Source organism: Kocuria palustris (assembly GCF_016907795.1).
Classification (GTDB): domain Bacteria; phylum Actinomycetota; class Actinomycetes; order Actinomycetales; family Micrococcaceae; genus Kocuria; species Kocuria palustris.
In genome coordinates this window covers 2,731,649-2,752,337 of the sequence record NZ_JAFBCR010000001.1, presented here as the reverse complement: position 1 = coordinate 2,752,337, position 20,689 = coordinate 2,731,649, and the positions used below count along the sequence as shown (strand labels likewise).

Genomic DNA, 20,689 nt, shown 5'->3' with positions numbered 1-20,689 from the left:
TCTGACCTGAGAAACGCGCACAACTTCCCACAGCAGCAATCGACACGACCCGGAAACGCACCCACCGACTGAGATCACCGGACCATCTGCGACTGGGCGGACCCCGGCCTCTTCAGCCTCGGATTGATCTCCCGGCTCTAAAGGGAATGCACGAACGGCCATCGGAGTTGGAAGCGCCGCAGGATTTCTCGCCTCTCAATAGGGAGGACGAAGACTGGGCGGTGTCGTCGATTTAGTATAAATTCAGCTGAACAACTCCGTGCCGTCTGTGTCTTGTGCGGCCTTAGCATCGTGGTTCGATACACCCCTCGCCTCGCTCCATCGCGAAACGGTTTGTACTGTCTAGACCCGCGTACGACGCACCTGCGTCTCGTCCGGTTCGTGCTGGGACTCCTGCGCTGCGAGCCCGAGTTCGGTAGGCTTGAGACACCAACCACGGATACCTCCTAGATCCTGGCTCGGCTCGGCGGCGAACGTCATCGACCTCAGCGCCGGCTACCTTCACGATGTTGAAGGCGTCCAGCACGCAGGTCGCGTCTTCGAGCTGGTCATCGATCGCGTTCTTGCAGCCCTGGAACGGGTCCAGCGTCGCGATCTCGACCCGCTTGCGGAACGCCTCGCCCCGCTCGTCCAGCCAGTCGCGCGGGTCGAGGTGGTGCGAGATGTGCTCGTCGACGCCCAGGACCTGCACGCCCTCCAATCTCCCTCCAATCTGGAGGGATCGCCTGCGGCCTGGGCCAGGACGGGCTGGACCTGGGGGGCCTGCTCGATGAACGAGACCACCGCGCAGACGTCCTCGAGGCAGATCCAGCGGCGCTTGCGCCACCGGATCCGCACCGGCCGCCCGGCCCAGGGCGCATCGATCATCTCGACCACGACCGGTCGCGATGACTCCGCAGCCGGGGCAGCCGTTAACCGACCCCCTCGCCAGCCTCAGATGCCCGAGAAATCAGCGATCCCAGGGTGGTGATCGAGGCTGCAGTGTCCTCCCGCAAGCCACCCCGTGAAAGGCCCCGGAGTCCTCGGACTCCGGGGCCTTTGTCTGGTCCGGCTCAGGCGAACAGCGTCATGACGTAGAGCACGAAGACCATCACGTGACCGGCGCCGTGCAGCGCGGTGGCCCGCCCGCCGAAGAACGTGGTCACGCTCAGCAGCAGCGAGATCCCCAGCAGCACCAGATGCGCGGGGGCAGCGGCCAGGACCACGTCCTGTCCTGTGAGCAGCCCGATCACGAGCACGGCCGGGATCGTCAGGCCCACGGTGGAGACCAGGGCGCCGTGGCACAGGTTCGAGACCCGCTGCATCTCGCCGGCCAGGGCCGCCCGCAGCGCGGTGATCGTCTCCGGCAGGAACACGATGGCGGCGATCACCAGCCCGGACAGCTCCGCCGGGGCCTGCAGGCGCGCGAGCGCCTCGTCCAGCAGGGCAGCCATGTGGTGCGAGAGCAGCACGATCGGCACGACGGCGGCCACGAGCACCAGCGCTCGGAGCATGATCTCGGCGCGATGCGCCCGCAGCACCTCGGTGATCACAGCGCTCGAGGCAGCTGCGGCGGGGAGCTCCGGGTCCGAGGAAGCGCCCGGCTCCTGGAAGTCAGCGCGCTGGGGTCCCATCTGCCGCTGCAGGAAGTACGCGTAGAGCACGATCGTCATGGCCGCCACGAGCACCGCCTGCGCGCCGGTGTACGCGCCGTCGTCGCCGATCAGTCCCGGAAGGGCGAAGGCCGTGGCCGCCAGCACGATCAGCAGCGTCAGGTAGGCGGAGACCCCGGCGCGGTTCGGTCGCAGTCCTCCGTGGCGTGCTCCCCCGACGATCAGGCACAGACCGATCACGAGGTCGAGGATGATCATCGACACCGCCATGACCGAGTCGCGAGCGATGCTCGCGTGCTCGCCGGGGCCGAGCATGACGGCCGAGATGAGGATGACCTCGATCAGCACGACCGACAGCGTCAGCACGAGGGTCCCGTAGGGATCCCCCAGCCGTTGGGCCAGGTGCTCTGCCTGCTCGACGACTCCGGAGGCGCAGACCAGGATCACGACGATGATGCCCGCCAGCAGCGCCGCCAGTGCGGCCGCAGGCAGGTGCCCCTCCAGCAGCGGCTGGGCCAGACTCAGCGCGAGATAGGCGCCCCAGCCCAGCAGCAGGCGCAGGATGACGGCTGGGTGCAGCACGCTGCGCAGGGCCGAAGACGGTGAGCTCATGCGGACCAGGCCTCCTGTGCGGGGCCGTCCCCGCTGCAGGCCGCTGGTGATGCGGGTCGTCCCGCGGGCGTCTGTCGATTCCGAGCATCGATCCTAGTCGTCGATCGCCGGGGAGGCTGTCAGCGGGGTCACCGCCCGGAGTCGCCCCGTTACCTTTTCGGCGGCGCCTGGATCGTCCAGGATGAGCAGGTGCCGGCCAGCCGGTCCTCGGCATGATCGTTGCCCCCAGTCGTCCATGATCCGGGGGGTGTTGTCACCGAGGACCGGTCTGGTGATCACGGATCGCTGATAGAGGCGGGGTCCCCCTCACGAGGGTCTTTGTAACGTGGATGCCGAGCGTGATCACCACAGGGCTGGCCAGCACACCCATGGCCCGACCAGCCCAGGAGCAACCGCCATGACCACCCCAACCCCGGCCGTGTACATCGGCCTCGACGTCGGCAAATCCGACCACCACGCCGTCGCCCTCACCACCGCTGGCGAAAGGGTCTACGACAAGGCACTGCCCAACGACGAAACCCGGCTGCGGGCCATCCTCGACGACCTCGCCGCAGCCCACGGGCCCGTGCTGCTCGTGGTCGACCAGCCGGCCACGATCGGTGCCCTGCCCGTGGCCGTGGCGCAGTCCTGCGAAGACGTGGAAGTGGCCTACCTGCCCGGGCTGGCGATGCGCCGGATCGCAGACCTGCACCCGGGCTCGGCCAAGACCGATGCCCGTGATGCCGCGATCATCGCCGAAGCAGCACGCACCATGCCCCACACCCTGCGGGCTATCCGTGTGGATGATGAGCAGATCGCTGAGCTGGCCATGCTCGCTGGCGCCGATGATGATCTCGCCGCTCAGATCACCGCTTCCTCCAACCGGCTGCGCGGGCTGCTGACCCAGATCCACCCCGCCCTGGAGCGCGTGCTGGGACCGAGGATCACGCACCCGGCAGTAGCGGATCTGCTAGGCCGGTACCCGACCCCGGGCAAGCTCAAGACCGCCGGGCCCGGGCACGTGCGCGCCCGGCTGCGCAAGCACGCACCCCGACTGGCGAACACTCTGACGGAGGAGATCTTCGAAGCCCTGGCCCAGCAGACCGTCGTGGTCGCTGGCACCGAGGCCGCAGCCACCGTCGTGCCGATTCTGGCCGAGCAGCTCGCCGGGCTGCTCCAGCAGCGGGCCAGGCTGGCCACCCAGGTGGAGGCTGTCGTGGAGGCCCACCCTCTTCATCCGGTCCTGATCTCGATGCCCGGTATCGGGGTCAGGACCGCAGCACGGATTCTCACCGAAGTCGTGGGCAAGGACTTCGCCGATGCCGGGCACCTGGCCTCCTACGCCGGCATCGCCCCCGTCACCCGCCGCTCAGGGACCTCGATCCGCGGCGAGCACGCACCCCGCGGAGGCAACAAGCGCCTGAAGCGCGCCCTGTTCCTCTCGGCCTTCGCCTCACTGCACCACGGCCCCTCGAGGGCCTACTACGACCGAAAACGAGCCCAGGGCAAGCGCCACAACCAAGCGCTGATCGCCCTGGCGCGGCGGCGCACTGACGTGCTCTACGCGATGCTGCGGGATGGCACCCTGTACGAAGACCCGACCACGCCTCCGGCGTCGTCGTCAGTCGCTCTGGCGGCTTGACGAAAACCATAGAGGCACCCCCCGCGGTCGGACCCGCTCACTGCCGATCGATGTCATCGGGCTCCCATCCGTGGGCCGTGCGCACCGCATTGGCCGCCAGCGGGATCTGATGCGAGGCGGATTCCAGGATGTGCATGAGGTAGCCGCCGGTGTTCGGCAGCACGATGACGTCCCCCACCGCCACTCCGTGGGGGAAGACGATGCGCCGCTTGAGGATCAGCTCGGCCTCCACGCAGTAGGCGCCCACCAGGAAGGCCTCGATCGGCCCCGCCCAGGGGTCGACGGGCGACTCCGATCCTGCGGGATCGGAGGCCAGCGCGCCTTCGTCGTGCTGCGGACCGGGCACGAGCAGCGGGTCTACGAGGAAGTCGGCGGACGTCGAGCGGCACTGTGTGCGGTTCATCTCCAGCCCGACGATCGGCACGCCGTCGCTGGTGCGCTTGCGGAAGGCCACTCGGGCCAGGGTCATGCCGCAGCCGTCGAGCATCGCTCGGCCGGGCTCGCAGCGCAGCTGCAGGCCGCGGGCGCGCAGGGCATCGGCCACCGTGGCCTGCGCGCCGAGGCCGACGTGCTCCGCCCCGACGACGCCGTCGTCGTCCCTGCCGGAGGCGAGGTCGGCGTCGAGGACCTCGCCCAGCCAGGGCCCGCGCGTGAGCTTCTGGTGATAGGGGTACAGCTCGCGCGCTCCGCCCAGCTGCGGACCGTCGGGGCCCTCCTCCCGGCGCAGTCCCAGGCCGTCACCGCGCCAGGTCAGCGATTCGTCGCCGCTGAGGACGGCCTGCTCGTGGGCCCGCCAGAATGACTCCCACGGCTCGGGGTCCTCGAGATAGGACATGGGCACGCCGCCGCCCATGTCGATCCAGGCCGGCTCCTGTCCACGCTGGCGAAGGGCATCGACCAGCGACACGGCCTGGCGCAGGCCCTCGCTGCGATCGCCCGGATCGTAGCCGTGCAGGTGGAAGTGCACGCCGGTGACCGCCATTCCCGATTCGCTCACCGAGCCCCCTGCGCCGCCGAGCTCGGCCAGCCACGTGCTCGCCGACTCCCCGAACCGGGTCGGCGCGATCCCCCGCCCCGGCTCCGGCGCCAGCCGCAGACCGATCCCGACGGGGGCGGTCCCGGCCGGACGCCCGGCGAGGACTCGGCGCAGAAGGGCCAGCTCATCCCGGTTGTCCACGACCACGGTCGCACCGGAGTCCACCGCCAGCCGCAGCAGCGGCTCCGGCTTGATCGCCGCCGTCACCACGATGTCCTCTCCCGGCACCCCGCGCTCGAGGACCTGGCGCAGCTCTCGCTGGCTGCCCACGTCGATCCCGTGGCCGAGCTCCCGCGCCCTGTCCACCACCGCGAGCATCTTGTTCGCCTTGCGCGCCACGAACACGCGCAGCTCGACCCCCCGCTGGTCCGCCGCACGGATCAGCTCCTGCGCATTGGCCTCCAGCGGTCCCGGGTCCAGCAGGTTCACGGGGCTGCCGTGCTCGGTCAGCAGGTCCTGGCACGCGACGGGATCGCCCACCAGCTCCTGCATCCAGGGCTCGAGGCGGCCCGGCAGCGCGGGGCTGCCGTGGGCGCGAGAGCGAAGGGGGTCGTCGATCGGCGGGGTGGCGGTCATGGCTTTCCTGGGAGGGGTCTCGATCATCCGCTGTGCCCACAGCTGCGGCTGGGGATGCAGGGCTCGGTTCAGCGTGTCATGGCCCAGCACGACGTCCTCGGTGGGCCGCCCGAGCACCGACAGCCCGGGGACGAGGCGACCGGCGACATCCACAGCGGCCGCCTCGCGTGTGATGCGGCAGCCGCGGCGCCCCGGCGGGATGCTGAGCACACCGCGCTCCACGAGCCCGTGCAGCAGCGGATCCGTCGCCGAAATGCCCGGAGGGGCCAGCACGGCATCGACGACGACGTCCGGGCCCGGGGACGACGGCCCGCCGGGGGCCCGCAGCCGGCCGTCGGCACCGATCTGCGCACCCGCATCCAGGCTGGACAGATCCACGATCCCGGCCTCGACGAGGGCTTCGAGCCGCCGCGCGCTGCGCAGCGGCGGTCCGAAGGCCCACCGCTCGAAGCGCACTGCCGCCGCGCGGAGCTCTGCCCACTGCTGCGGCGGGATCTGCGCGAAGCTGATCCGCTGCACGATGGCCGGGTACAGCAGCGACCACGCGCGTCCCAGCACCCACGCCGGGCCGCCCGGCTCGCGGCCCTGGGCCACGGCGATCCCGCGGCGAAGGGACCGCGCCGCGGCACTGCGCGCAGCCGCACTCGAGGTCTGCGCGCTCTGCGCTGCCTCGTCCTGGGGATGCTCCGGCTCCCGGCCGCTGCGCAGGGTCTCCTCCACCTCGGCGACGATGCCCTCCGGGATCGTCGAGCGCAGCGGGCCGCAGCCGTCCTCGGACTCCGGGTGCCTCTCGCGCAGCAGGAGCCGCTGCGCCGTGCGCTGCACAGCCCTCAGCAGCGCCGATGCATCCGAGGCGTCGAGGACCTCACGGCGGCCGGCTGCGAGGATCTCGGCGCGCACGCCCTCCTGCAGCGCCCCGGCCGGTGCGGAATCGGGATCCGGCTTGGCATCGAGCAGCGCTCCGCTGCGTCCCGTCGGGAGGATGACCGCGGGCTCCCGGCCGCTGGGCCGGTAGTGCAGACGGCCGTCGGAGCCCTCCTCGAAGCGACCGCCGCGTCCCTCACTCAGGCTCAGCGCCGCGTCGATGAAGGTCAGCGCAGCGCCGCGCACCACCACGCGGGATCCCGGGGGCACGGCCTCTTCGCTCAGCCGCTGCGGGGCGGGGTACACACCGCCGATCAGCGGCACGGGGCCGACCCACCCGTGCGCCAGGGCGGCTGGGTGATCCGAGGCGTGGCCCGTGGCCAGCAGCACCTCGTCGTACGGGCCGTGCCAGAGCGGGCCGGAGCCCCCTGCGCGCCGCGCAGGCTCGATCCGCACCTCCCACGCGCGCGGCTCCAGCGCAGGGCGGCGCAGCTGCTCGGCGCGGCCGCGGAGCACCCGCACCCGGGTCCCCTCGGGCAATGCCGCGACCACCTGCGACCACGCGTGCTCCAGGTAGTCTCCGATCAGCGCCCGGGGCGGGTAGTCCTCGGCGGCATCGTCCCGGCCCTGTTCGAGCGCCCACTGCCGGAAGGGCTGCACCACGCGGTCCTCGGCCCCCGGCTCATGGGCGTCGACGATCCCCGACGTGACGTTCAGGCGCAGATGCCGGGGCTGGCGCGGGTCGTAGGCCGCGCCGGTGCCCGGTCGCTCGGAGGGGTCCACGATGTCGATCCGGACCTCCCGCGGACCGTCGCCGCGGCCGGCTGCTCGCAGCCGTCTGCCCAGGGAATCGAGTGCGCTCAGTGCCTTGGGACCGGCTCCGATCACCGCCAGCCGCAGGATGCCCTCAGCCACGCGTCCGCTCCTGCAGAGCCTGCACGGCCTCCTCGACCTGCTGCGGGGAGGCTCCCAGGACGGTGCGCACCCACTCGTCGTCGTAGATCGTGTCCAGGTAGGGCATGCCGCCGTCGTGCACGAGCATGGCGATCCGGGCATCGTCCGGTCGCTGCGGCAGCAGCGAGGCCACGGCGTGCACGACCGCCCCGGTCGAGGCCCCGGCCAGGATGCCCTCGCGCCTGGCCAGCAGGCGCGCGCCGGCCACGCACTCGATCTCGCTGACCCGCAGCACCTGATCGGGCTGGACCCGGCGCGACAGGTCGGTCACGAATCCGGCGCCCATCCCCGGCAGGCGTCGTGCCCCGGCCGTCCCGCCGAACAGCACGCTGCCCTGTGCGTCCACGGCGATCACGCGGGTGCGCATCCCGTGCTCCTGGATGTAGGAGGCGCAGCCGCCGATCGTGCCGGTCGTGGAGCAGGCCGCGACCACGTCGTCGACGCGGTGCTGCATGGCCTCGGCGATCTCGCGCATGGTCCCCTCGCGGTGGGCGCCCGCATTCGCCGGATTGCCGTACTGGTGCAGGTTCACCGCCCCGGGGATCTCCCGCAGCAGCTGCTGAACGCGGGCCAGCCTGGCGGTCAGCAGGTCGCCCGTGGCCGGATCCGGATGCTCCACGAGCTCGATCCGTCCGCCCAGCGCTCGGATCGCCGCGATCGTCGAGCGGTTGGCCCGGGTGTCCACGACGCACACGAACTGCACGTCGTGCGCCGAGCACGCACGGGCCAGGGCCATCCCCAGATTCCCGGAGCTGGACTCGACCACGGTCCCGCCGGGGGCCAGTCGCCCGGAGTCCAGCGCATCGCGCAGCATGGCCAGTGCCGGACGGTCCTTGGCGCTGGCCCCGGGATTCAGGGACTCGACCTTGGCGAGCACCTCGGCCGGATGGCCGTCGAACAGCCGGGACATGCGCACCAGCGGGGTGCCGCCCACGGCCTGGGCGATGTCATCGAGGATGGGGGCAGGCTCAGAGGTCATGGCCCTAATCTGACACACGGACCTGGGAACAGACAGCAGGCTGATGGACGGAGCCGGACCGTGCCCGATCCGGTGGACCCCCGGTTCCGGTGGGCGGCCGGCTCGCCCGGTAGGATCGGGGCCGCCGCCGCGCACGGCCGCCCCACCGTCCCGCCAGCTCCAGGAGCCCCTGCATGTCCGTCCGCCCCGTCGTGATCACCGGCGATCCCGTTCTGCACCGCCCGGCCGCCAAGGTCACGGAGTTCGACGACTCGCTGCGCGAGCTGATCGCCGACATGCACGAGACCATGGACGCAGCCCACGGCGTCGGCCTGGCCGCCCCTCAGATCGGTGTGGGTCTGCGGATCTTCACCTTCGTGTTCGACAACGACGATGACGCCCCGAACCGCGGGGAGATCATCAACCCGGTGCTCACGGTCGGGAAGATCTCCGAGCAGCGTCCGGACCCCGATGAGGAGGCCGAGGGCTGCCTGTCCGTGCCCGGCTACAGCTTCCCGCTCAAGCGGGCCGAGTGGGTGCGCATCGCAGGCTTCGACCCGCACGGCCAGCCGATCGCCTGGGAGGCCACCGGCTGGTTCGCCCGCGTGATGCAGCACGAGTACGACCATCTGGACGGCAAGCTCTACGTCGACCGCCTGGACGAGAAGTGGTCCCGCAAGGCCAGGAAGGCTCTGAAGGGCGAGGGCTGGCGCGAGGCCGGGACCACCTGGACCCCCGGCATCGACGAGGACCCCTTCGGGCACTGACCCGCCCTGTCGCAGCGGCGGTCTCCCGAAAGGCCCCTGCCGGAAGGCAAGAGGAGCAGGTCGGCTCAGACCCGACGTACCCCGCGCCGCCACCGCAGCACGGCACCGGCGAACAGCGCCGCGAAGAGCCCCAGCACCACCACCCCGGACCACTCGAGCGACAGCGCGTCCGTCCAGGTGAAGGCGGTGACTCCCAGCTCCCCGAGCAGACTCATCAGCCCCAGCACGCCGATGACGGCGGCGAAGCACACGGAGACCGCGGTCATGACAATGTTGTATCTCAGCTTGCGCTCGGGCCGCTCCAGAGCCCAGCGGTAGGCCAGGGCCATGAACATCCCGTCGGCGGAGTCCAGCAGGCACATGCCGGAGGTGAACGCCAGCGGGAGCAGCAGCACCACCCACCACGGGACGCCTGCCGTGGCGCCCCCGGCGGCCAGGATGAGCAGGGAGACCTCGGTCGCAGTGTCGAATCCCAGTCCGAAGAGGAACCCGACCGGGTACATGTGCCACGGCCGGTCCACCCGTCGCAGCGCGGGCCGCAGGATCCGGGACAGCGCACCAGCGGCTCCTGCCGGGTCGTTCTCCTCGGCTCGGCGCGAGGCTCGGATCAGCGTGTGCAGGGTCCGCAGGTTGATCGCTGCCAGCACCACCAGCGTGATCCCGGAGAAGGCAGCGCCCCACACGCCCAGCGCAGTGCGCACCGGGGAGTCTCCTGTCAGGCCCACCCACCGTGCGGAAACGACCACCAGCACCGCGGCTGCGAACACCACGGTGGAGTGTCCCAGGGCGAAGTACATGCCCACGGACTGAGGGGTCCGATGCCCGGGGGGCGACAGGTTCGGCGAGCGCACGGGGCGCCGGGGCGATCGGCATGGCCGACAGCGTAGACCCGGATGTGGGATGTCCAGACGCGCCCGCCTCCCCCTCCCTGAACCGCCCGCCCGCGCTCAGGATCCGGACAGGATCAGGAGCGGCCCACGATCCTCCATGCACAGCTCGACGGCGCCGTGCTCAAGCTGCGGGCAGCACCACCGTGAGCTGACCGGGGCGCTTGCCCTGCGGCTCCTCCAGCTCCACGCGCCACCGGGTGCCGGCCGCCTCGGCGAGCTCCTGGGCCGTCTCGACGCGGCGGCCCTGGGCGACCTGCTCCAGCACGTGACGCGCCAGCTCCCCGCGAGTGTGCTTGGCGAAGTGCGAGACGACCTTGCGCTGGCCGTCGTCGGAGACAGTGACTGCGCGGACGGCCACGGTGGTCTCTGACGGGGCGGCGAAGGCTGTCGAGTACGCCGAGGAGCGGCAGTCGATGATCAGCTGCCCCTCGGCCTTTGGACCCAGCGCCTCCCGCAGCCGCGGCTTCCAGAACGACGACAGCTTCACCGGCTCGCGCTTGCCCAGCCCCCGCAGGGCAGTGCCCATGGACAGCCGGTAGGCGGGGATCCGATCGGTGGGCCGCACCGCACCCCACAGGGCCGAGATCACCACCACGGAGTCCTCCGCGACCCGGCGCTGTTCGGCGGTGAGCGACTGGGCCCCGAGCGCGTCGTAGAGCACCCCGGTGTAGATCTGCAGCGCCGGTGCGGCCGGTTCGGTGCGCAGCGACAGGTTGCGCTGCACCTCCGGTGCGAGCGAGGCCCCCACGCCCAGCGCCTCGAGCGCATTGCGCTGCCCGCTCACCTTCTCGAGAGCCGCCAGGACTCTCAGGCGGTCGTCGTCGAGCTGCGGCAGCGACAGCTCCTGCAGCTGGACCGGGTCCCCGGAACCGGGCCGGGTCTTGGTCTCGGAGGGCGGCAGCAGGATCAGCATCCGAGCATGCTATCGGCCGCAGACGGGTACAGTGGTCGGCTGGACAGGACGGCCGGGTGATCGCGCGGCGCCATGTGCGCCTCGAGGAAAGTCCGGGCTCCGCAGAGCAGAACGGTGGCTAACGGCCACTCGGGGAGACCCGCAGGAAAGTGCCACAGAGAGCAGACCGCCCACGGCACGCCGTGCGGTGAGGGTGAAAGGGTGGTGTAAGAGACCACCAGCGCACCGGGCGACCGGTGCGGCTAGGCAAACCCCGTTCGGAGCAAGGTCAGACAGGGTGCAACAGGGCTGCTCGTCCTGCATCCGGGTAGGCCGCTCGAGCCCATCGGCAACGATGGGCCTAGATGGATGATCACCGCCGTGCCCCGGGCGACCGGGCACGTGCACAGAACCCGGCTCACAGGCCGTCCTGTCCCTCGACATCCCCGCTCCGGCACCTCCGCAAGCGCTCTCAGGGCACCAGGATCGCGCCGCAGTCGGCGCAGGCGGCCACCGTCTGCGGATCGGCTTCCAGGGCCGAGACCTCCGCGGGGCTCATGGGGCTGCCGCAGGCTCCGCAGGCCGAGGCCTGACGACGCGCCGCCGCGATCTTCTCCCGTCCCGTGCCGCCGCCGCGGATCCGCTCGTAGCGCGCCACCAGCTGATCGTTGCCCACGGCGAGCACTGCGTCCTGCCGGCCCTGATCCAGCCCGGCCAGCTCCTCCCGCAGCTGCTTGCCGGACTCCTGAGCCGCACCCACGCGCGCGCGGGCATCGGCATCTGCGGCCTTGAGCCGCGGCATCAGCTCGTCGCGCTGGGATTGGAAGGCGGCCAGCTCCTGATCGGCGCGCTCGGCCCCGGCACGGGCCTTCTCGACCTGCCCGGTCAGCGATTCGATCTGCCGGGTCTGGGCCGAGACCTGCTTGGCGGATCCGCCGGCATCGCGCCGGGCACGCTCCGTCTCGAGCCGGGCGAGGAGGCCATCGACCTTCTGATGGGCGGCGTCCCGGGCGCCCACCAGCTCAGCGCCCCGGGCCTGCAGCTCCTTGGCCCTGGCGACGGCGGCGCGCTGGCGCTTGAGGGACTCCACGAGCTCGGGCTCCTTCTGAAGCACCGTGAGCTGCTCGCGCAGGGTCGCAGCGCGAGAATCGCGGGACTGCAGCGCCAGCAGCGCCTCGAACTGCTCGGGGGCGGCGGTGGTCATGATGCGACTCCTGTCGATCGGCTCGGCTCCCACACGTCCTGCGGGGGCTCGTGCGGGCTGGGCACCCGGAAGTCCCAGGGGTCGCTGCGACGCCCCGAGACCCGGACCTCGGCCCGGAACCCGCGCGCGGAGAGCTCCTCCTGCAGCGCGGCCGCGCCCACGGGCAGCCACAACCACTCGCTGGCCGCGTGCGAGAGGTCGATCAGCGCCGGTGAGCCGTCGCCGGTCAGTGCGGTCTCACGCGCCTCCGAAGCCGGGTGATGGCGCAGATCGGCGGTGACGTAGACATCCGCCTCGGCACGCCGCACGGTCTCGAACAGAGAGTCCCCCGAGCCGCCGCACACCGCCACGCGGCGGATCATCCGGTCGGGATCCCCTGCCACGCGCACGCCCTGGGCGGTCGGCGGGATCACGGCGGCCAGCCGCTGGGAGAGCTCGACGAGGCGCACGGGCTCGTCCAGGTCGCCCACACGGCCGATCCCGATCTCCGGATCCTCCGACGACGGCTCGAGGGGCTGCATCCGCTCCACGCCACAGGCGCGCAGCAGGACATCGGAGACGCCGTCGCGCGCGGCGTCGGCATTGGTGTGGCAGGCCAGCAGCCCGATCCGGCGCTCGATCAGCTCGTGGAGCACCCGTCCCTTGTAGGTGTCAGCGGCCACCGTGGACACCCCGCGCATCAGCAGCGGATGGTGCGTCAGCAGCAGATCTGCCTCCGTCTCCACGGCCTCCTGGACGGTGGGCGTCACCGCGTCCACGGCCATCAGGATCCGGCGCACGGGGGCCTCCGGTCGCCCCGCGATCAGCCCCGAGGCATCCCAGGACTGCTGCGTGCGCAGCGGCCACAGCCGATCCGCGGCGTCGACGACCTCTGCCAGCGTGGGGATCTCGCTCATGGCACCGAGTCTAGGAGGAGACGACGACAGCGCGCCCGGCCGGTCGGGACCTCACCGCTGGGACCCTCCCGAGGCCGGATCGGCAGGAGGTCGAGCGCAGGAATACCGAGGCCGCGAGGAAGGTTCCACCGACCATGACCACCACGACCTACGTCCTGGGCGCCGGCTGCTTCTGGTGCCTCGACGCCATCTACCGCAAGACCCGCGGCGTGAGCGACGTCGTCTCCGTCTACACCGGCGGCCATGTGAGCCACCCGACCTACGAGCAGGTCTGCTCCGGTCAGACCGGCCATGCCGAGGCGGTGGCGGTGAGCTTCGACCAGGAGGTCGTCTCCCCCGAGATCATCCTGGATCTGTTCTTCACCTCGCACGATCCCACGAGCCTGAACCGCCAGGGAGCGGATGAGGGTCCGCAGTACCGCTCGTCGATGTTCTACGCCGACGAGCAGCAGCAGCAGCTCTTCCAGGAGGCCATCGAGCGGATGGCCCCGAACTTCGAGCGCCCGATCGTGACCACGCTCGAGCCGTTGGGCACCGTATGGGAGGCCGAGCCGGTCCACCAGGACTTCTACGCCCGCCAGCCCTACAACGGGTACTGCCAGTTCGTCATCAATCCCAAGCTGGCCAAGGTCCGGCAAGGTTACGCAGAGTTTCTGACCACCTCGTGACTCGCAGGCGCCGCGGCCTCGGCCGTTAGGCTCGAGCAGAGTCCGATCGCCCCGCACACGGATGCCGTCTCACCGCGGCTGCCAGGGCACCGCAGATCCCCTTCGGAAGGAATCATCATGGGCAAGATCCACGACAACGTCACCCAGCTCATCGGCGGCACCCCGCTGGTGCGCCTCAACGAGCTCGACAAGGACCTCCCCGGCAACGTCGCCGTGAAGCTCGAGTTCTACTCCCCCGCACACTCCGTCAAGGACCGCATCGGCCGCGCGATCGTCGACGCCGCCGAGGCCTCCGGCGAGCTGCGCCCCGGCGGCACCATCGTGGAGGGCACTTCCGGCAACACCGGCATCGCCCTGGCCATGGTCGGGGCGGCCCGCGGCTACAAGGTCATCCTGACCATGCCGGAGACCATGTCCACCGAGCGCCGCGCCATGCTGCGCGCCTACGGTGCCGAGATCGTCCTGACCCCGGGTGCCGACGGCATGCGCGGGGCGGTCGAGAAGGCCCGCGAGCTCGTCGAGTCCTCGGACAACGCCATCCTGGCCCGCCAGTTCGAGAACGAGGCCAACCCCAAGGTCCACCGCGAGACCACCGGCCCGGAGATCTGGGAGGACACCGACGGCCAGGTCGCCGTCTTCGTCGCCGGCATCGGCACCGGCGGCACCATCACGGGCGCCGGCTCCTACCTCAAGTCGCAGAACTCGGATGTGCGCGTGGTCGCCGTCGAGCCAGCCGACTCCCCGATCCTCACGCAGGGCAAGGCCGGCCCGCACAAGATCCAGGGCCTGGGCGCCAACTTCGTCCCGGACGTCCTGGACCGCGAGGTCTACGACGACGTCTACGACGTCGAGGTCGACGACGCCGTCCGCGTGGCTCGTGAGCTCGGCACCAAGGAGGGCATCCTCGGCGGCATCTCCACCGGCGCGAACGTCTTCGCGGCGCTGGAGGAGGCCAAGAAGGAGGAGAACCGCGACAAGCTGATCGTCACGGTGGTCTGCGACTTCGGCGAGCGCTACATCTCCACCGTCCTGTACGAGGACATCCGGGGCTGATCCCCGCAGCGACCTCGGACCGCGCCGAGCACCGGCGCGGTACGGTCCCGACGGACCCGCGTGCTCCCCTCCCTGCCTTCGACGGGGTCGACGAGCGGCGGGTCCGTCGCCTTCCCCGACCTCCTGCGATCTCCCCTCGGTCCCTGCCGGCCGGGACGGATGCCGCTGGACCCACCGCCCCGCCGGGCTCCGCCCGCCCGGTGACGCTTCGATGAGGAGATCCGTGAGCTTTCTCAGCAGACTGCGCGAGGACATCGACACCGCGCGCGCCTTCGACCCCGCCGCCCGCTCGGACGTCGAGATCGTCGTGAACTACTCGGGGCTGCATGCCATCTGGCTGCATCGCCTCTCGCATCGGCTCTGGGAGCGGGAGCAGACCAAGGGCGCGGCCCGCACGGTCTCCCAGATCGGGCGCTTCCTGACCGGCGTGGAGATCCACCCGGGCGCCACCATCGGGCACCGGTTCTTCATCGACCACGGCATGGGGATCGTGATCGGCGAGACCGCAGAGATCGGCGATGACGTCATGCTGTATCAGGGCGTGACCCTGGGCGGCACGTCGCTGGCCAAGGTCAAGCGCCACCCCACGATCGGCGACGGCGTGACCGTGGGCGCCGGCGCCAAGGTCCTGGGCGACATCGAGATCGGCAGCGGCTCGGCCGTGGGCGCCAACTCGGTGGTCGTCAAGGACGTCCCGAAGGACTCGGTGGTCACCGGCATTCCCGGCAAGGCCCGCGCCCGCACCCCGGACAAGCAGGAGCCGCTGGTGGATCCAGCCGCCTACATCGATCCGGCCATGTGGATCTGAAGTCTTCCGGTTCACGACGACGGCCCCGGGCTCTCGCTCACGAGAGTCCGGGGCCGTCGTCGATCCGACTGCCGGAGCCCGAGGGCCCCGGCGGCTCGGGTCAGCTGTCGATCTCGGAGCGGTCGCCGCTCCACAGCGTGTGGAAGGCACCTTCGGAGTCGGTGCGCAGGTAGGTGTGCGCACCGAAGTAGTCTCGCAGTCCCTGGGTCAGGGCGGCGTTGGAGCGGGGGCGGCGCAGGCCGTCGTAGTACGACAGCGACGAGGCGAAGACCGGGGCCGGGATGCCGCGGTTGGTGGCCTCCACGACCACGCGGCGCCACGACGGCAGGTACTCGGCGATGACGTCGCGGAAGGCCGGTGCGAACAGGAGGTTGCGCGGGGCGGTCTCCTTGTCCTTGTAGGCGGCCATGATGTCCTCGAGCAGCTCGGCGCGGATGATGCAGCCAGCGCGCCACAGCGAGGCGATGACGTCGAGCTGCAGGTCCCAGTCGTGCTCGGCCGAGGCCGCATCCAGCATCTCCAGGCCCTGGGCGTAGGCCACGAGCTTGGAGCAGTACAGAGCGCGGCGGACGTCCTCGATGAAGGCTGCGTCATCCACGGTGCCGGGCTCGGGAACGCCTGCGGCCAGGACCTTCTGGGCCTCCAGGCGGGTCTCGCGAGCGGTGGAGGACAGGGCGCGGGCGAAGACGGACTCGGCGATGCCGGTGACCGGCGAGCCCAGCTCGAGGGCGGCCTGTACGGTCCAGGTGCCGGTGCCCTTCATGGCTGCGGCATCCACGATGACGTCGACCAGGGGCTCGCCGGTGCGGGAGTCCACCTGCTTGAGGACCTCGGCGGTGATCTCGATCAGGTAGGAGGACAGCTCGGTGCTGTTCCACTGCGTGAAGATCTCGGCCTGCTGAGCCGGCTCGATGCCGCCGACCTGGCGCAGCAGCTCATAGGCCTCGCCAATGACCTGCATGTCGGCGTACTCGATGCCGTTGTGGACCATCTTCACGAAGTGCCCGGCGCCGTCGGTGCCGATCCAGGCGCAGCAGGGCTTGCCGTCCCCGGGGGCGTCCGCGGCGATGGACTCGAGCATGGGGCCCAGGGAGTCGTAGGACTTTCGCGAGCCGCCCGGCATGATCGACGGGCCGTTGAGCGCGCCCTCCTCGCCGCCGGAGACACCGACGCCCACGAAGTGCAGGCCCTTCTCCGCAAGCGCCTGCTCGCGGCGGATGGTGTCCGGGTAGTGCGAGTTGCCGCCGTCGATGATGATGTCGTCTTCGTCCAGCAGCGGGACGAGCTGCTCGATCACGGAGTCCACAGGGGCGCCGGCCTTGACCATGATGAGGATGCGGCGCGGCTTCTCGAGCGAGTCCACGAGCTCCTGCATGGTCTCGGTGCGGATGAACTCGCCCTCGTCGCCGTGCTCGGCGATCAGGGCATCGGTCTTGCCGACCGAGCGGTTGTGCAGGGCCACCGTGTAGCCGTGGTGCGCGAAGTTGCGGGCGAGGTTGGCGCCCATCACCGCGAGTCCAGTGACGCCGATCTGAGCTTTCTTCTCTGAAGTCATGGGCCTCAGCCTAGTCCGGGGGCCGGACAGCCCTCCATGGGTACTGCATGTTGCCCTGGCAGTGCTCGAGCAGGCCATGGTCGGGCCGGTGGCATGGGAGAATATGCTCGTGGAGCAGACCATCGTGATGACGGGCGCGAGCCGCGGAATCGGCTGGATCGCGGCGCAGCGGTTGCTGGCCGAACGGCCCGGAGCGCATCTGGTGATCTTCAGCCGCGGCCCTTCCCGTGAGCTCGTCGACCAACCAGCGGTGCTCGATGGAAGGCTGTCGAGCATCGGCTGCGACCTGTCCTCGCTGCCCAACACGCGCGATGCCGCGGACGCCGTGCTCCAGAAGCTGAGCGCGGGCGGCCTCCCGCCGCTGGGAGCCCTGGTCTGCAACGCCGGCGTCCAGCACACGAACGCGTGCACGCAGACCGACGACGGCTTCGAATCGACCTTCGCGGTCAACGTGCTGGCGCACCACGTCCTCATCCGGCGGCTGCAGAGCGCCCTTTCCCCGCAGGGCAGGATCGTGGTGACCGTCAGCGACACCCACTTCGGCGATCTGCGGCACAACCTCGGCATGGTGCCGGGCCCGCGCTGGCAGCCGGTCGAGGCTCTGGCCCGCCCGGGGGCCTTCGACAGGCCGAGCAGCACGACTGCTGGTCGCAGGGCCTACTCGACCAGCAAGCTCGCGTCGATCCACCTCATCCATGAGTTCGCGCGTCGCTTCCCCTCCGGGCCGACCATCGTGGGGTTCAACCCTGGCTTCGTCCCCGGCACCGACCTTGCCCGCGAGGCCGATGTCGCATCTCGCCTCGTCATGCGACGAATCATGCCGCTGCTGGCTGTCACCCCGCTGGCGAGCACTCCGGAGCAGGCCGGCAGCTGGCTCGCCTCCGTCGTCACCGGAGACCTGGAGGCGCCCACGGGCGCCTACATCGACCGCGACACCGTGCAGAGGTCCTCGGCGCAGTCGTACGACGCCCGGCGCGAGCTCGAGGCCTGGGACGCCGTGGAACGGCTGACTCAGAGCCGACTCTGATCCCTTCTCGTCGCAGCATGTTCGCCGCGCATGGGCGGATGGATGAGACGCAGGCCCTGCGAGTGCTGGAAGGCGCTTGCGTTCGATGCCTGAGCATGGAGCTTGTCAGAGAGCTGTCCGAGGAGCCGAGACCGCAGACTTGGGAGCTGGCCTCCGAGCATGACCTGCATCGCGGGGACAAGCTCGCGGCAGCCCCTGTCGACCGGACCGGTCTCCTTGCCTGGGACCAGCGGACGCGGGCGGCGGAAACCCGCAAGCGACGTCGCCGGCACCGGCCGTGGAAGCCCTGGTCCTCCGGCACCTGGTGGTCCAGCTCGGAGGAGTATCGGCGATGGACCACGGGTCGCGTACCGGAGGGCTTCGACCTCGGCGAGGACAGCGTTGGTCCAGAGGTCCAGTTCGCCGCTGCGGTCGCCGTACCCGTAGACGTCCTGGAGATCCGCAGGGCGCTGAACTGGGCGCGGCTGTGCCACGAGCATCCCCTGTAGGTCTGGTCCTCCGAGCGCGGCGACTTGTCCGCGTGCACCGCGCGACGGCGCGTGGGTCATCCCGGGCGGGAGCGCTGAGGGGCGCGGGGGCGGCTGCATGCAGCTGCCGGTGCTCACCTACCTGGAACCGGCCGGCCGTGCGCTGGCCGTGGACAGCACCACATCCACGGAGATCGCCGGCTGGCGCCCCGACACCACGTACAGGCTGCGCGAGGTCCCAGTGCCCGCAGCCCCCGCCCCGCGCAGTGTCCAGCATCCGCAGGACGACCACTGGAGTCGGGCTGAGGCGAACCGCGGGGCACACGAAGTGCTCGGCGACTCAGCAGCCGTCGTCCACGCACCGAGGTCGGCCAGGATCTGCCGCGGATGACGGCCTGGGGCTGCTCGCGCGCTGGAATCGCCGGACGCACAGGCGCAGGCTCCGGCGGTTCTCAGATCCGGCCCGGAGCGGTGAGACGGGCCAGCACGGCAGCGGCCAGGTACCGCATGCGTCCGGTGACGGTGCGCGGGTCGTAGCCCAGCAGATCGCACAGCGCCTCGTGGCGGGTCTGCACCGTCGAGTGGTGCATGCCCAGGGTGCTCGCCGCCGCGCGGATGCTCTCGGAGCTGACGAGCGCCTGCAGCACCTCGAGCTGCCGGTCGTCGAGCCGGAGGAGGGTCGTGATGTCGCGCGAAGGGTCCTGCGGGTCACAGCTCTGCGCCAGCAGCAGCATCGACCCCAGATCGGCCGCATCCACGACCGGCTGCACGTCGGGCTCGGTGAGGCGCATGGCGATCACCGCAGGGCTCCAGGACGACGGCGCCTCGGCGGGATCCGTTCAGATGCCGATCCCGCCGCGCGGCGGGAGCTCGGTCGTCGTGCCGCTGAGAGACGCAGCAGTCAGCGTCGCGCGCAGGATCCCGAACTGGGAGGGCATGATCGCCGAAGGCCCCGGCGGCGAGGGATCCTGTCGAGACCGTGGCATCGCGGTCATCGATCATGGGGCAGTCCAGGAGCTGGCCGGTCAGCTGGGGGCCTCGGCGGTCGCGCGCGATCAGGGTGGTCCCGGCCGCCAGGCCGCCGCCGGCGTTGGCACCGGCGATCATCAGCCGCTGCGGATCGATGCCGAGCTGGGCCGCGTTGGCCGCGGTCCACACCAGCCCGGCATGGCAGTCCTCGACGGGGCAGGGATCGGGGAATTCCGGGGCCAGGCGATATTCGACGCTCACGGCCACGGCGTCGTGCTCGGCGAGCAGCTCCTCGGAGAAGGACACCGGCAGCGGCACCCCGCGCAGCGAAGCGATCATCCCCGGGGTGATCACCGGCAGCTGCTCGGCGATCGCGTTCATCGAGGCCTCGGTCTCGGCGTCGAAGGGCGGACGGTGCGTGATGCTGGGCATCAGGGTTCCTCATTCCTCGCCGCGGCGTCGGAATCACGCTCCCACCAGCCGGGGATGGTGCGGAGCCGCCGGATGCGGCAGGTTGAGGGCAATCGCTCCGCCATGCGCGCACCATGGGGCGCATGATCTGCGCCAGCACCCAGGTTGTCGCTGATAGTTTCTCGGATGTGATCGATCCGATCTGGACCCTGCGCCACCCGACGCCGTCCGATGCCCACGAGCTCGCCCGGGTGCACACCCAGTGCTGGCGCGAGACCTATGGGATGTGCCTTCCCACCGACCCCACTGAGGCCTCGGCGCTGGAGCGACGGCAGGAGCTGTGGTCCGGCCTGCTGAGAGACGAACCAGATGGTCAGCGGCTCGTGCTGGCCGAGGCGGGCGACGAGGTCATCGGCTTCGCCATGGCAGTCCCGACGGATCACGACAACCCACCGAGCACGCAGCTGCGCATGCTCTATGTGCTGCGCAGACACCACGGTTCGGGAGCGGGACAGGCGCTCCTGGACGCCGTCGTCGGCTCCGAGCCCTGTCAGCTGTGGGTCGCCCGGGAGAATCCGCGCGCCCACCGCTTCTATCGGCGCAACGGCTTCGTGCCCGATGGGACCGAGAAGCAGGACGAGCGTGCTGGCGGCCTGTGGGTGATGCACTGGGTCCGACAGCAGATGCCCGCTGTGGTGGGCCCTGCCGGGATCGAACCGACGACACCTGCGGTGTAAACGCAGTGCTCTGCCAGCTGAGCTAAAGGCCCTGGATGTGGCGGCATCGGGTGGACGACTTCCGCAGCCGTCAGCACCCGATGCTGACGCAGATGTTACCCCCGAGTCGGCTCTTATGTGACGCTCCGACAA

General features: G+C 70.7%; 19 protein-coding genes, 1 tRNA gene and 1 other RNA gene. 9 read left to right on the top strand and 12 right to left on the bottom strand.

Features of this window, described 5'->3' with window-relative positions; all coding sequences use genetic code 11:
• Positions 1 to 283: 283 nt before the first annotated feature.
• Positions 284 to 691, bottom strand: coding sequence for a transposase (locus JOE55_RS13230; protein ID WP_280613978.1), 408 nt, complete (start codon positions 689 to 691; stop codon positions 284 to 286).
• A 361-nt stretch (positions 692 to 1,052) separates the two neighbouring features.
• The gene (locus tag JOE55_RS12290; RefSeq protein WP_204783067.1) at positions 1,053 to 2,204 is read right to left on the bottom strand and encodes a calcium:cation antiporter; all 1,152 of its coding nucleotides are present in this window, start codon (positions 2,202 to 2,204) and stop codon (positions 1,053 to 1,055) included.
• Positions 2,205 to 2,601: 397 nt separating this feature from the next.
• Between JOE55_RS12290 and JOE55_RS12285 the strand changes: the two genes are divergently transcribed.
• On the top strand, positions 2,602 to 3,825 hold the full coding sequence (locus JOE55_RS12285; RefSeq protein WP_193215170.1) for an IS110 family RNA-guided transposase: 1,224 nt from the start codon (positions 2,602 to 2,604) through the stop codon (positions 3,823 to 3,825).
• 37 nt (positions 3,826 to 3,862) lie between these two features.
• Here the strand turns inward: JOE55_RS12285 and JOE55_RS12280 are convergent, their stop codons facing one another.
• Both JOE55_RS12280 and sbnA read right to left on the bottom strand, forming a co-directional pair.
• Positions 3,863 to 7,216, bottom strand: a complete 3,354-nt coding sequence (locus tag JOE55_RS12280) for an FAD/NAD(P)-binding protein (RefSeq protein ID WP_204783066.1) — start codon at positions 7,214 to 7,216, stop codon at positions 3,863 to 3,865.
• A complete protein-coding gene (gene sbnA / locus JOE55_RS12275; protein WP_239546662.1) occupies positions 7,209 to 8,234 on the bottom strand; it encodes a 2,3-diaminopropionate biosynthesis protein SbnA in 1,026 nt (341 codons plus the stop codon). Before sbnA ends, JOE55_RS12280 begins: the two co-directional genes overlap by 8 nt.
• A gap of 173 nt (positions 8,235 to 8,407) precedes the next feature.
• Here sbnA and def point away from each other — a divergent pair, with 173 nt between their 5' ends.
• Positions 8,408 to 8,980, top strand: coding sequence for a peptide deformylase (gene def / locus JOE55_RS12270; RefSeq protein WP_204783064.1), 573 nt, complete (start codon positions 8,408 to 8,410; stop codon positions 8,978 to 8,980).
• 65 nt (positions 8,981 to 9,045) lie between these two features.
• Here def and JOE55_RS12265 read toward each other — a convergent pair whose 3' ends face one another.
• Together JOE55_RS12265 and JOE55_RS12260 are read right to left on the bottom strand one after the other, a co-directional pair.
• The gene (locus JOE55_RS12265) at positions 9,046 to 9,831 is read right to left on the bottom strand and encodes a HoxN/HupN/NixA family nickel/cobalt transporter (protein ID WP_338125482.1); all 786 of its coding nucleotides are present in this window, start codon (positions 9,829 to 9,831) and stop codon (positions 9,046 to 9,048) included.
• A gap of 160 nt (positions 9,832 to 9,991) precedes the next feature.
• Positions 9,992 to 10,783, bottom strand: a complete 792-nt coding sequence (locus tag JOE55_RS12260) for a YaaA family protein (protein WP_204783062.1) — start codon at positions 10,781 to 10,783, stop codon at positions 9,992 to 9,994.
• Between the two features lie 44 nt (positions 10,784 to 10,827).
• Between JOE55_RS12260 and rnpB the strand changes: the two genes are divergently transcribed.
• Positions 10,828 to 11,199, top strand: an RNA gene (gene rnpB, locus JOE55_RS12255) — RNase P RNA component class A.
• A gap of 35 nt (positions 11,200 to 11,234) precedes the next feature.
• On the opposite strand, the gene JOE55_RS12250 is transcribed toward rnpB, so the two are convergent.
• Positions 11,235 to 11,966 carry a zinc ribbon domain-containing protein gene (locus JOE55_RS12250; protein WP_053447207.1) on the bottom strand — a complete coding sequence of 244 codons (732 nt, stop codon included), beginning with the start codon at positions 11,964 to 11,966 and terminating at the stop codon, positions 11,235 to 11,237.
• Complete coding sequence (locus JOE55_RS12245) at positions 11,963 to 12,862, bottom strand: Nif3-like dinuclear metal center hexameric protein (protein ID WP_006215113.1); 900 nt, start codon at positions 12,860 to 12,862, stop codon at positions 11,963 to 11,965. The genes JOE55_RS12250 and JOE55_RS12245 overlap by 4 nt, the downstream gene beginning before the upstream one ends.
• A 134-nt stretch (positions 12,863 to 12,996) precedes the next feature.
• Here JOE55_RS12245 and msrA point away from each other — a divergent pair, with 134 nt between their 5' ends.
• From msrA to epsC, 3 genes are all read left to right on the top strand, one after another.
• Positions 12,997 to 13,530: a peptide-methionine (S)-S-oxide reductase MsrA gene (gene msrA, locus JOE55_RS12240; protein WP_053447206.1), complete on the top strand. Its 534-nt coding sequence runs from the start codon at positions 12,997 to 12,999 to the stop codon at positions 13,528 to 13,530.
• Positions 13,531 to 13,647: 117 nt separating this feature from the next.
• Positions 13,648 to 14,583 (top strand): cysteine synthase A, encoded by a 936-nt coding sequence (cysK, locus tag JOE55_RS12235; RefSeq protein WP_006215111.1) that lies wholly within the window; start codon positions 13,648 to 13,650, stop codon positions 14,581 to 14,583.
• Positions 14,584 to 14,806: 223 nt separating this feature from the next.
• Entirely contained in the window at positions 14,807 to 15,391 is a 585-nt protein-coding gene (gene epsC, locus JOE55_RS12230) for a serine O-acetyltransferase EpsC (protein ID WP_204783061.1), read from the top strand.
• A 100-nt stretch (positions 15,392 to 15,491) separates the two neighbouring features.
• On the opposite strand, the gene gndA is transcribed toward epsC, so the two are convergent.
• The gene (gene gndA / locus JOE55_RS12225) at positions 15,492 to 16,946 is read right to left on the bottom strand and encodes an NADP-dependent phosphogluconate dehydrogenase (protein WP_204783060.1); all 1,455 of its coding nucleotides are present in this window, start codon (positions 16,944 to 16,946) and stop codon (positions 15,492 to 15,494) included.
• A 103-nt stretch (positions 16,947 to 17,049) separates the two neighbouring features.
• Between gndA and JOE55_RS12220 the strand changes: the two genes are divergently transcribed.
• Together JOE55_RS12220 and JOE55_RS12215 are read left to right on the top strand one after the other, a co-directional pair.
• The gene (locus tag JOE55_RS12220; protein WP_204783305.1) at positions 17,050 to 17,973 is read left to right on the top strand and encodes an SDR family NAD(P)-dependent oxidoreductase; all 924 of its coding nucleotides are present in this window, start codon (positions 17,050 to 17,052) and stop codon (positions 17,971 to 17,973) included.
• 95 nt (positions 17,974 to 18,068) lie between these two features.
• Complete coding sequence (locus tag JOE55_RS12215) at positions 18,069 to 18,461, top strand: hypothetical protein (RefSeq protein ID WP_204783059.1); 393 nt, start codon at positions 18,069 to 18,071, stop codon at positions 18,459 to 18,461.
• Positions 18,462 to 18,892: 431 nt separating this feature from the next.
• Here the strand turns inward: JOE55_RS12215 and JOE55_RS12210 are convergent, their stop codons facing one another.
• On the bottom strand, positions 18,893 to 19,231 hold the full coding sequence (locus JOE55_RS12210) for a helix-turn-helix domain-containing protein (protein ID WP_204783058.1): 339 nt from the start codon (positions 19,229 to 19,231) through the stop codon (positions 18,893 to 18,895).
• On the bottom strand, positions 19,149 to 19,841 hold the full coding sequence (locus tag JOE55_RS12205; RefSeq protein ID WP_204783057.1) for an alpha/beta hydrolase: 693 nt from the start codon (positions 19,839 to 19,841) through the stop codon (positions 19,149 to 19,151). The genes JOE55_RS12210 and JOE55_RS12205 overlap by 83 nt, the downstream gene beginning before the upstream one ends.
• A gap of 113 nt (positions 19,842 to 19,954) precedes the next feature.
• Between JOE55_RS12205 and JOE55_RS12200 the strand changes: the two genes are divergently transcribed.
• The gene (locus JOE55_RS12200; protein ID WP_338125494.1) at positions 19,955 to 20,557 is read left to right on the top strand and encodes a GNAT family N-acetyltransferase; all 603 of its coding nucleotides are present in this window, start codon (positions 19,955 to 19,957) and stop codon (positions 20,555 to 20,557) included.
• On the opposite strand, the gene JOE55_RS12195 is transcribed toward JOE55_RS12200, so the two are convergent.
• Positions 20,514 to 20,589 (bottom strand) — tRNA-Val (locus tag JOE55_RS12195). The two genes, JOE55_RS12200 and JOE55_RS12195, sit on opposite strands and share 44 nt — an antisense overlap.
• Positions 20,590 to 20,689 lie beyond the last annotated feature (100 nt).

Excerpts from the sequence above, each read along its gene's own strand:
- JOE55_RS12290 (WP_204783067.1), bottom strand. The coding sequence starts at position 2,204 with ATGAGCTCACCGTCTTCGGCCCTGCGCAGCGTGCTGCACCCAGCCGTC.
- JOE55_RS12285 (WP_193215170.1), top strand. The coding sequence starts at position 2,602 with ATGACCACCCCAACCCCGGCCGTGTACATCGGCCTCGACGTCGGCAAA.
- sbnA (WP_239546662.1), bottom strand. The coding sequence starts at position 8,234 with ATGACCTCTGAGCCTGCCCCCATCCTCGATGACATCGCCCAGGCCGTG.
- def (WP_204783064.1), top strand. The coding sequence starts at position 8,408 with ATGTCCGTCCGCCCCGTCGTGATCACCGGCGATCCCGTTCTGCACCGC.
- JOE55_RS12260 (WP_204783062.1), bottom strand. The coding sequence starts at position 10,783 with ATGCTGATCCTGCTGCCGCCCTCCGAGACCAAGACCCGGCCCGGTTCC.
- JOE55_RS12250 (WP_053447207.1), bottom strand. The coding sequence starts at position 11,966 with ATGACCACCGCCGCCCCCGAGCAGTTCGAGGCGCTGCTGGCGCTGCAG.
- JOE55_RS12245 (WP_006215113.1), bottom strand. The coding sequence starts at position 12,862 with ATGAGCGAGATCCCCACGCTGGCAGAGGTCGTCGACGCCGCGGATCGG.
- msrA (WP_053447206.1), top strand. The coding sequence starts at position 12,997 with ATGACCACCACGACCTACGTCCTGGGCGCCGGCTGCTTCTGGTGCCTC.
- cysK (WP_006215111.1), top strand. The coding sequence starts at position 13,648 with ATGGGCAAGATCCACGACAACGTCACCCAGCTCATCGGCGGCACCCCG.
- gndA (WP_204783060.1), bottom strand. The coding sequence starts at position 16,946 with ATGACTTCAGAGAAGAAAGCTCAGATCGGCGTCACTGGACTCGCGGTG.
- JOE55_RS12220 (WP_204783305.1), top strand. The coding sequence starts at position 17,050 with ATGCTCGTGGAGCAGACCATCGTGATGACGGGCGCGAGCCGCGGAATC.
- JOE55_RS12215 (WP_204783059.1), top strand. The coding sequence starts at position 18,069 with ATGGAGCTTGTCAGAGAGCTGTCCGAGGAGCCGAGACCGCAGACTTGG.
- JOE55_RS12210 (WP_204783058.1), bottom strand. The coding sequence starts at position 19,231 with ATGCGCCTCACCGAGCCCGACGTGCAGCCGGTCGTGGATGCGGCCGAT.
- JOE55_RS12205 (WP_204783057.1), bottom strand. The coding sequence starts at position 19,841 with ATGCCCAGCATCACGCACCGTCCGCCCTTCGACGCCGAGACCGAGGCC.
- JOE55_RS12200 (WP_338125494.1), top strand. The coding sequence starts at position 19,955 with ATGGGGCGCATGATCTGCGCCAGCACCCAGGTTGTCGCTGATAGTTTC.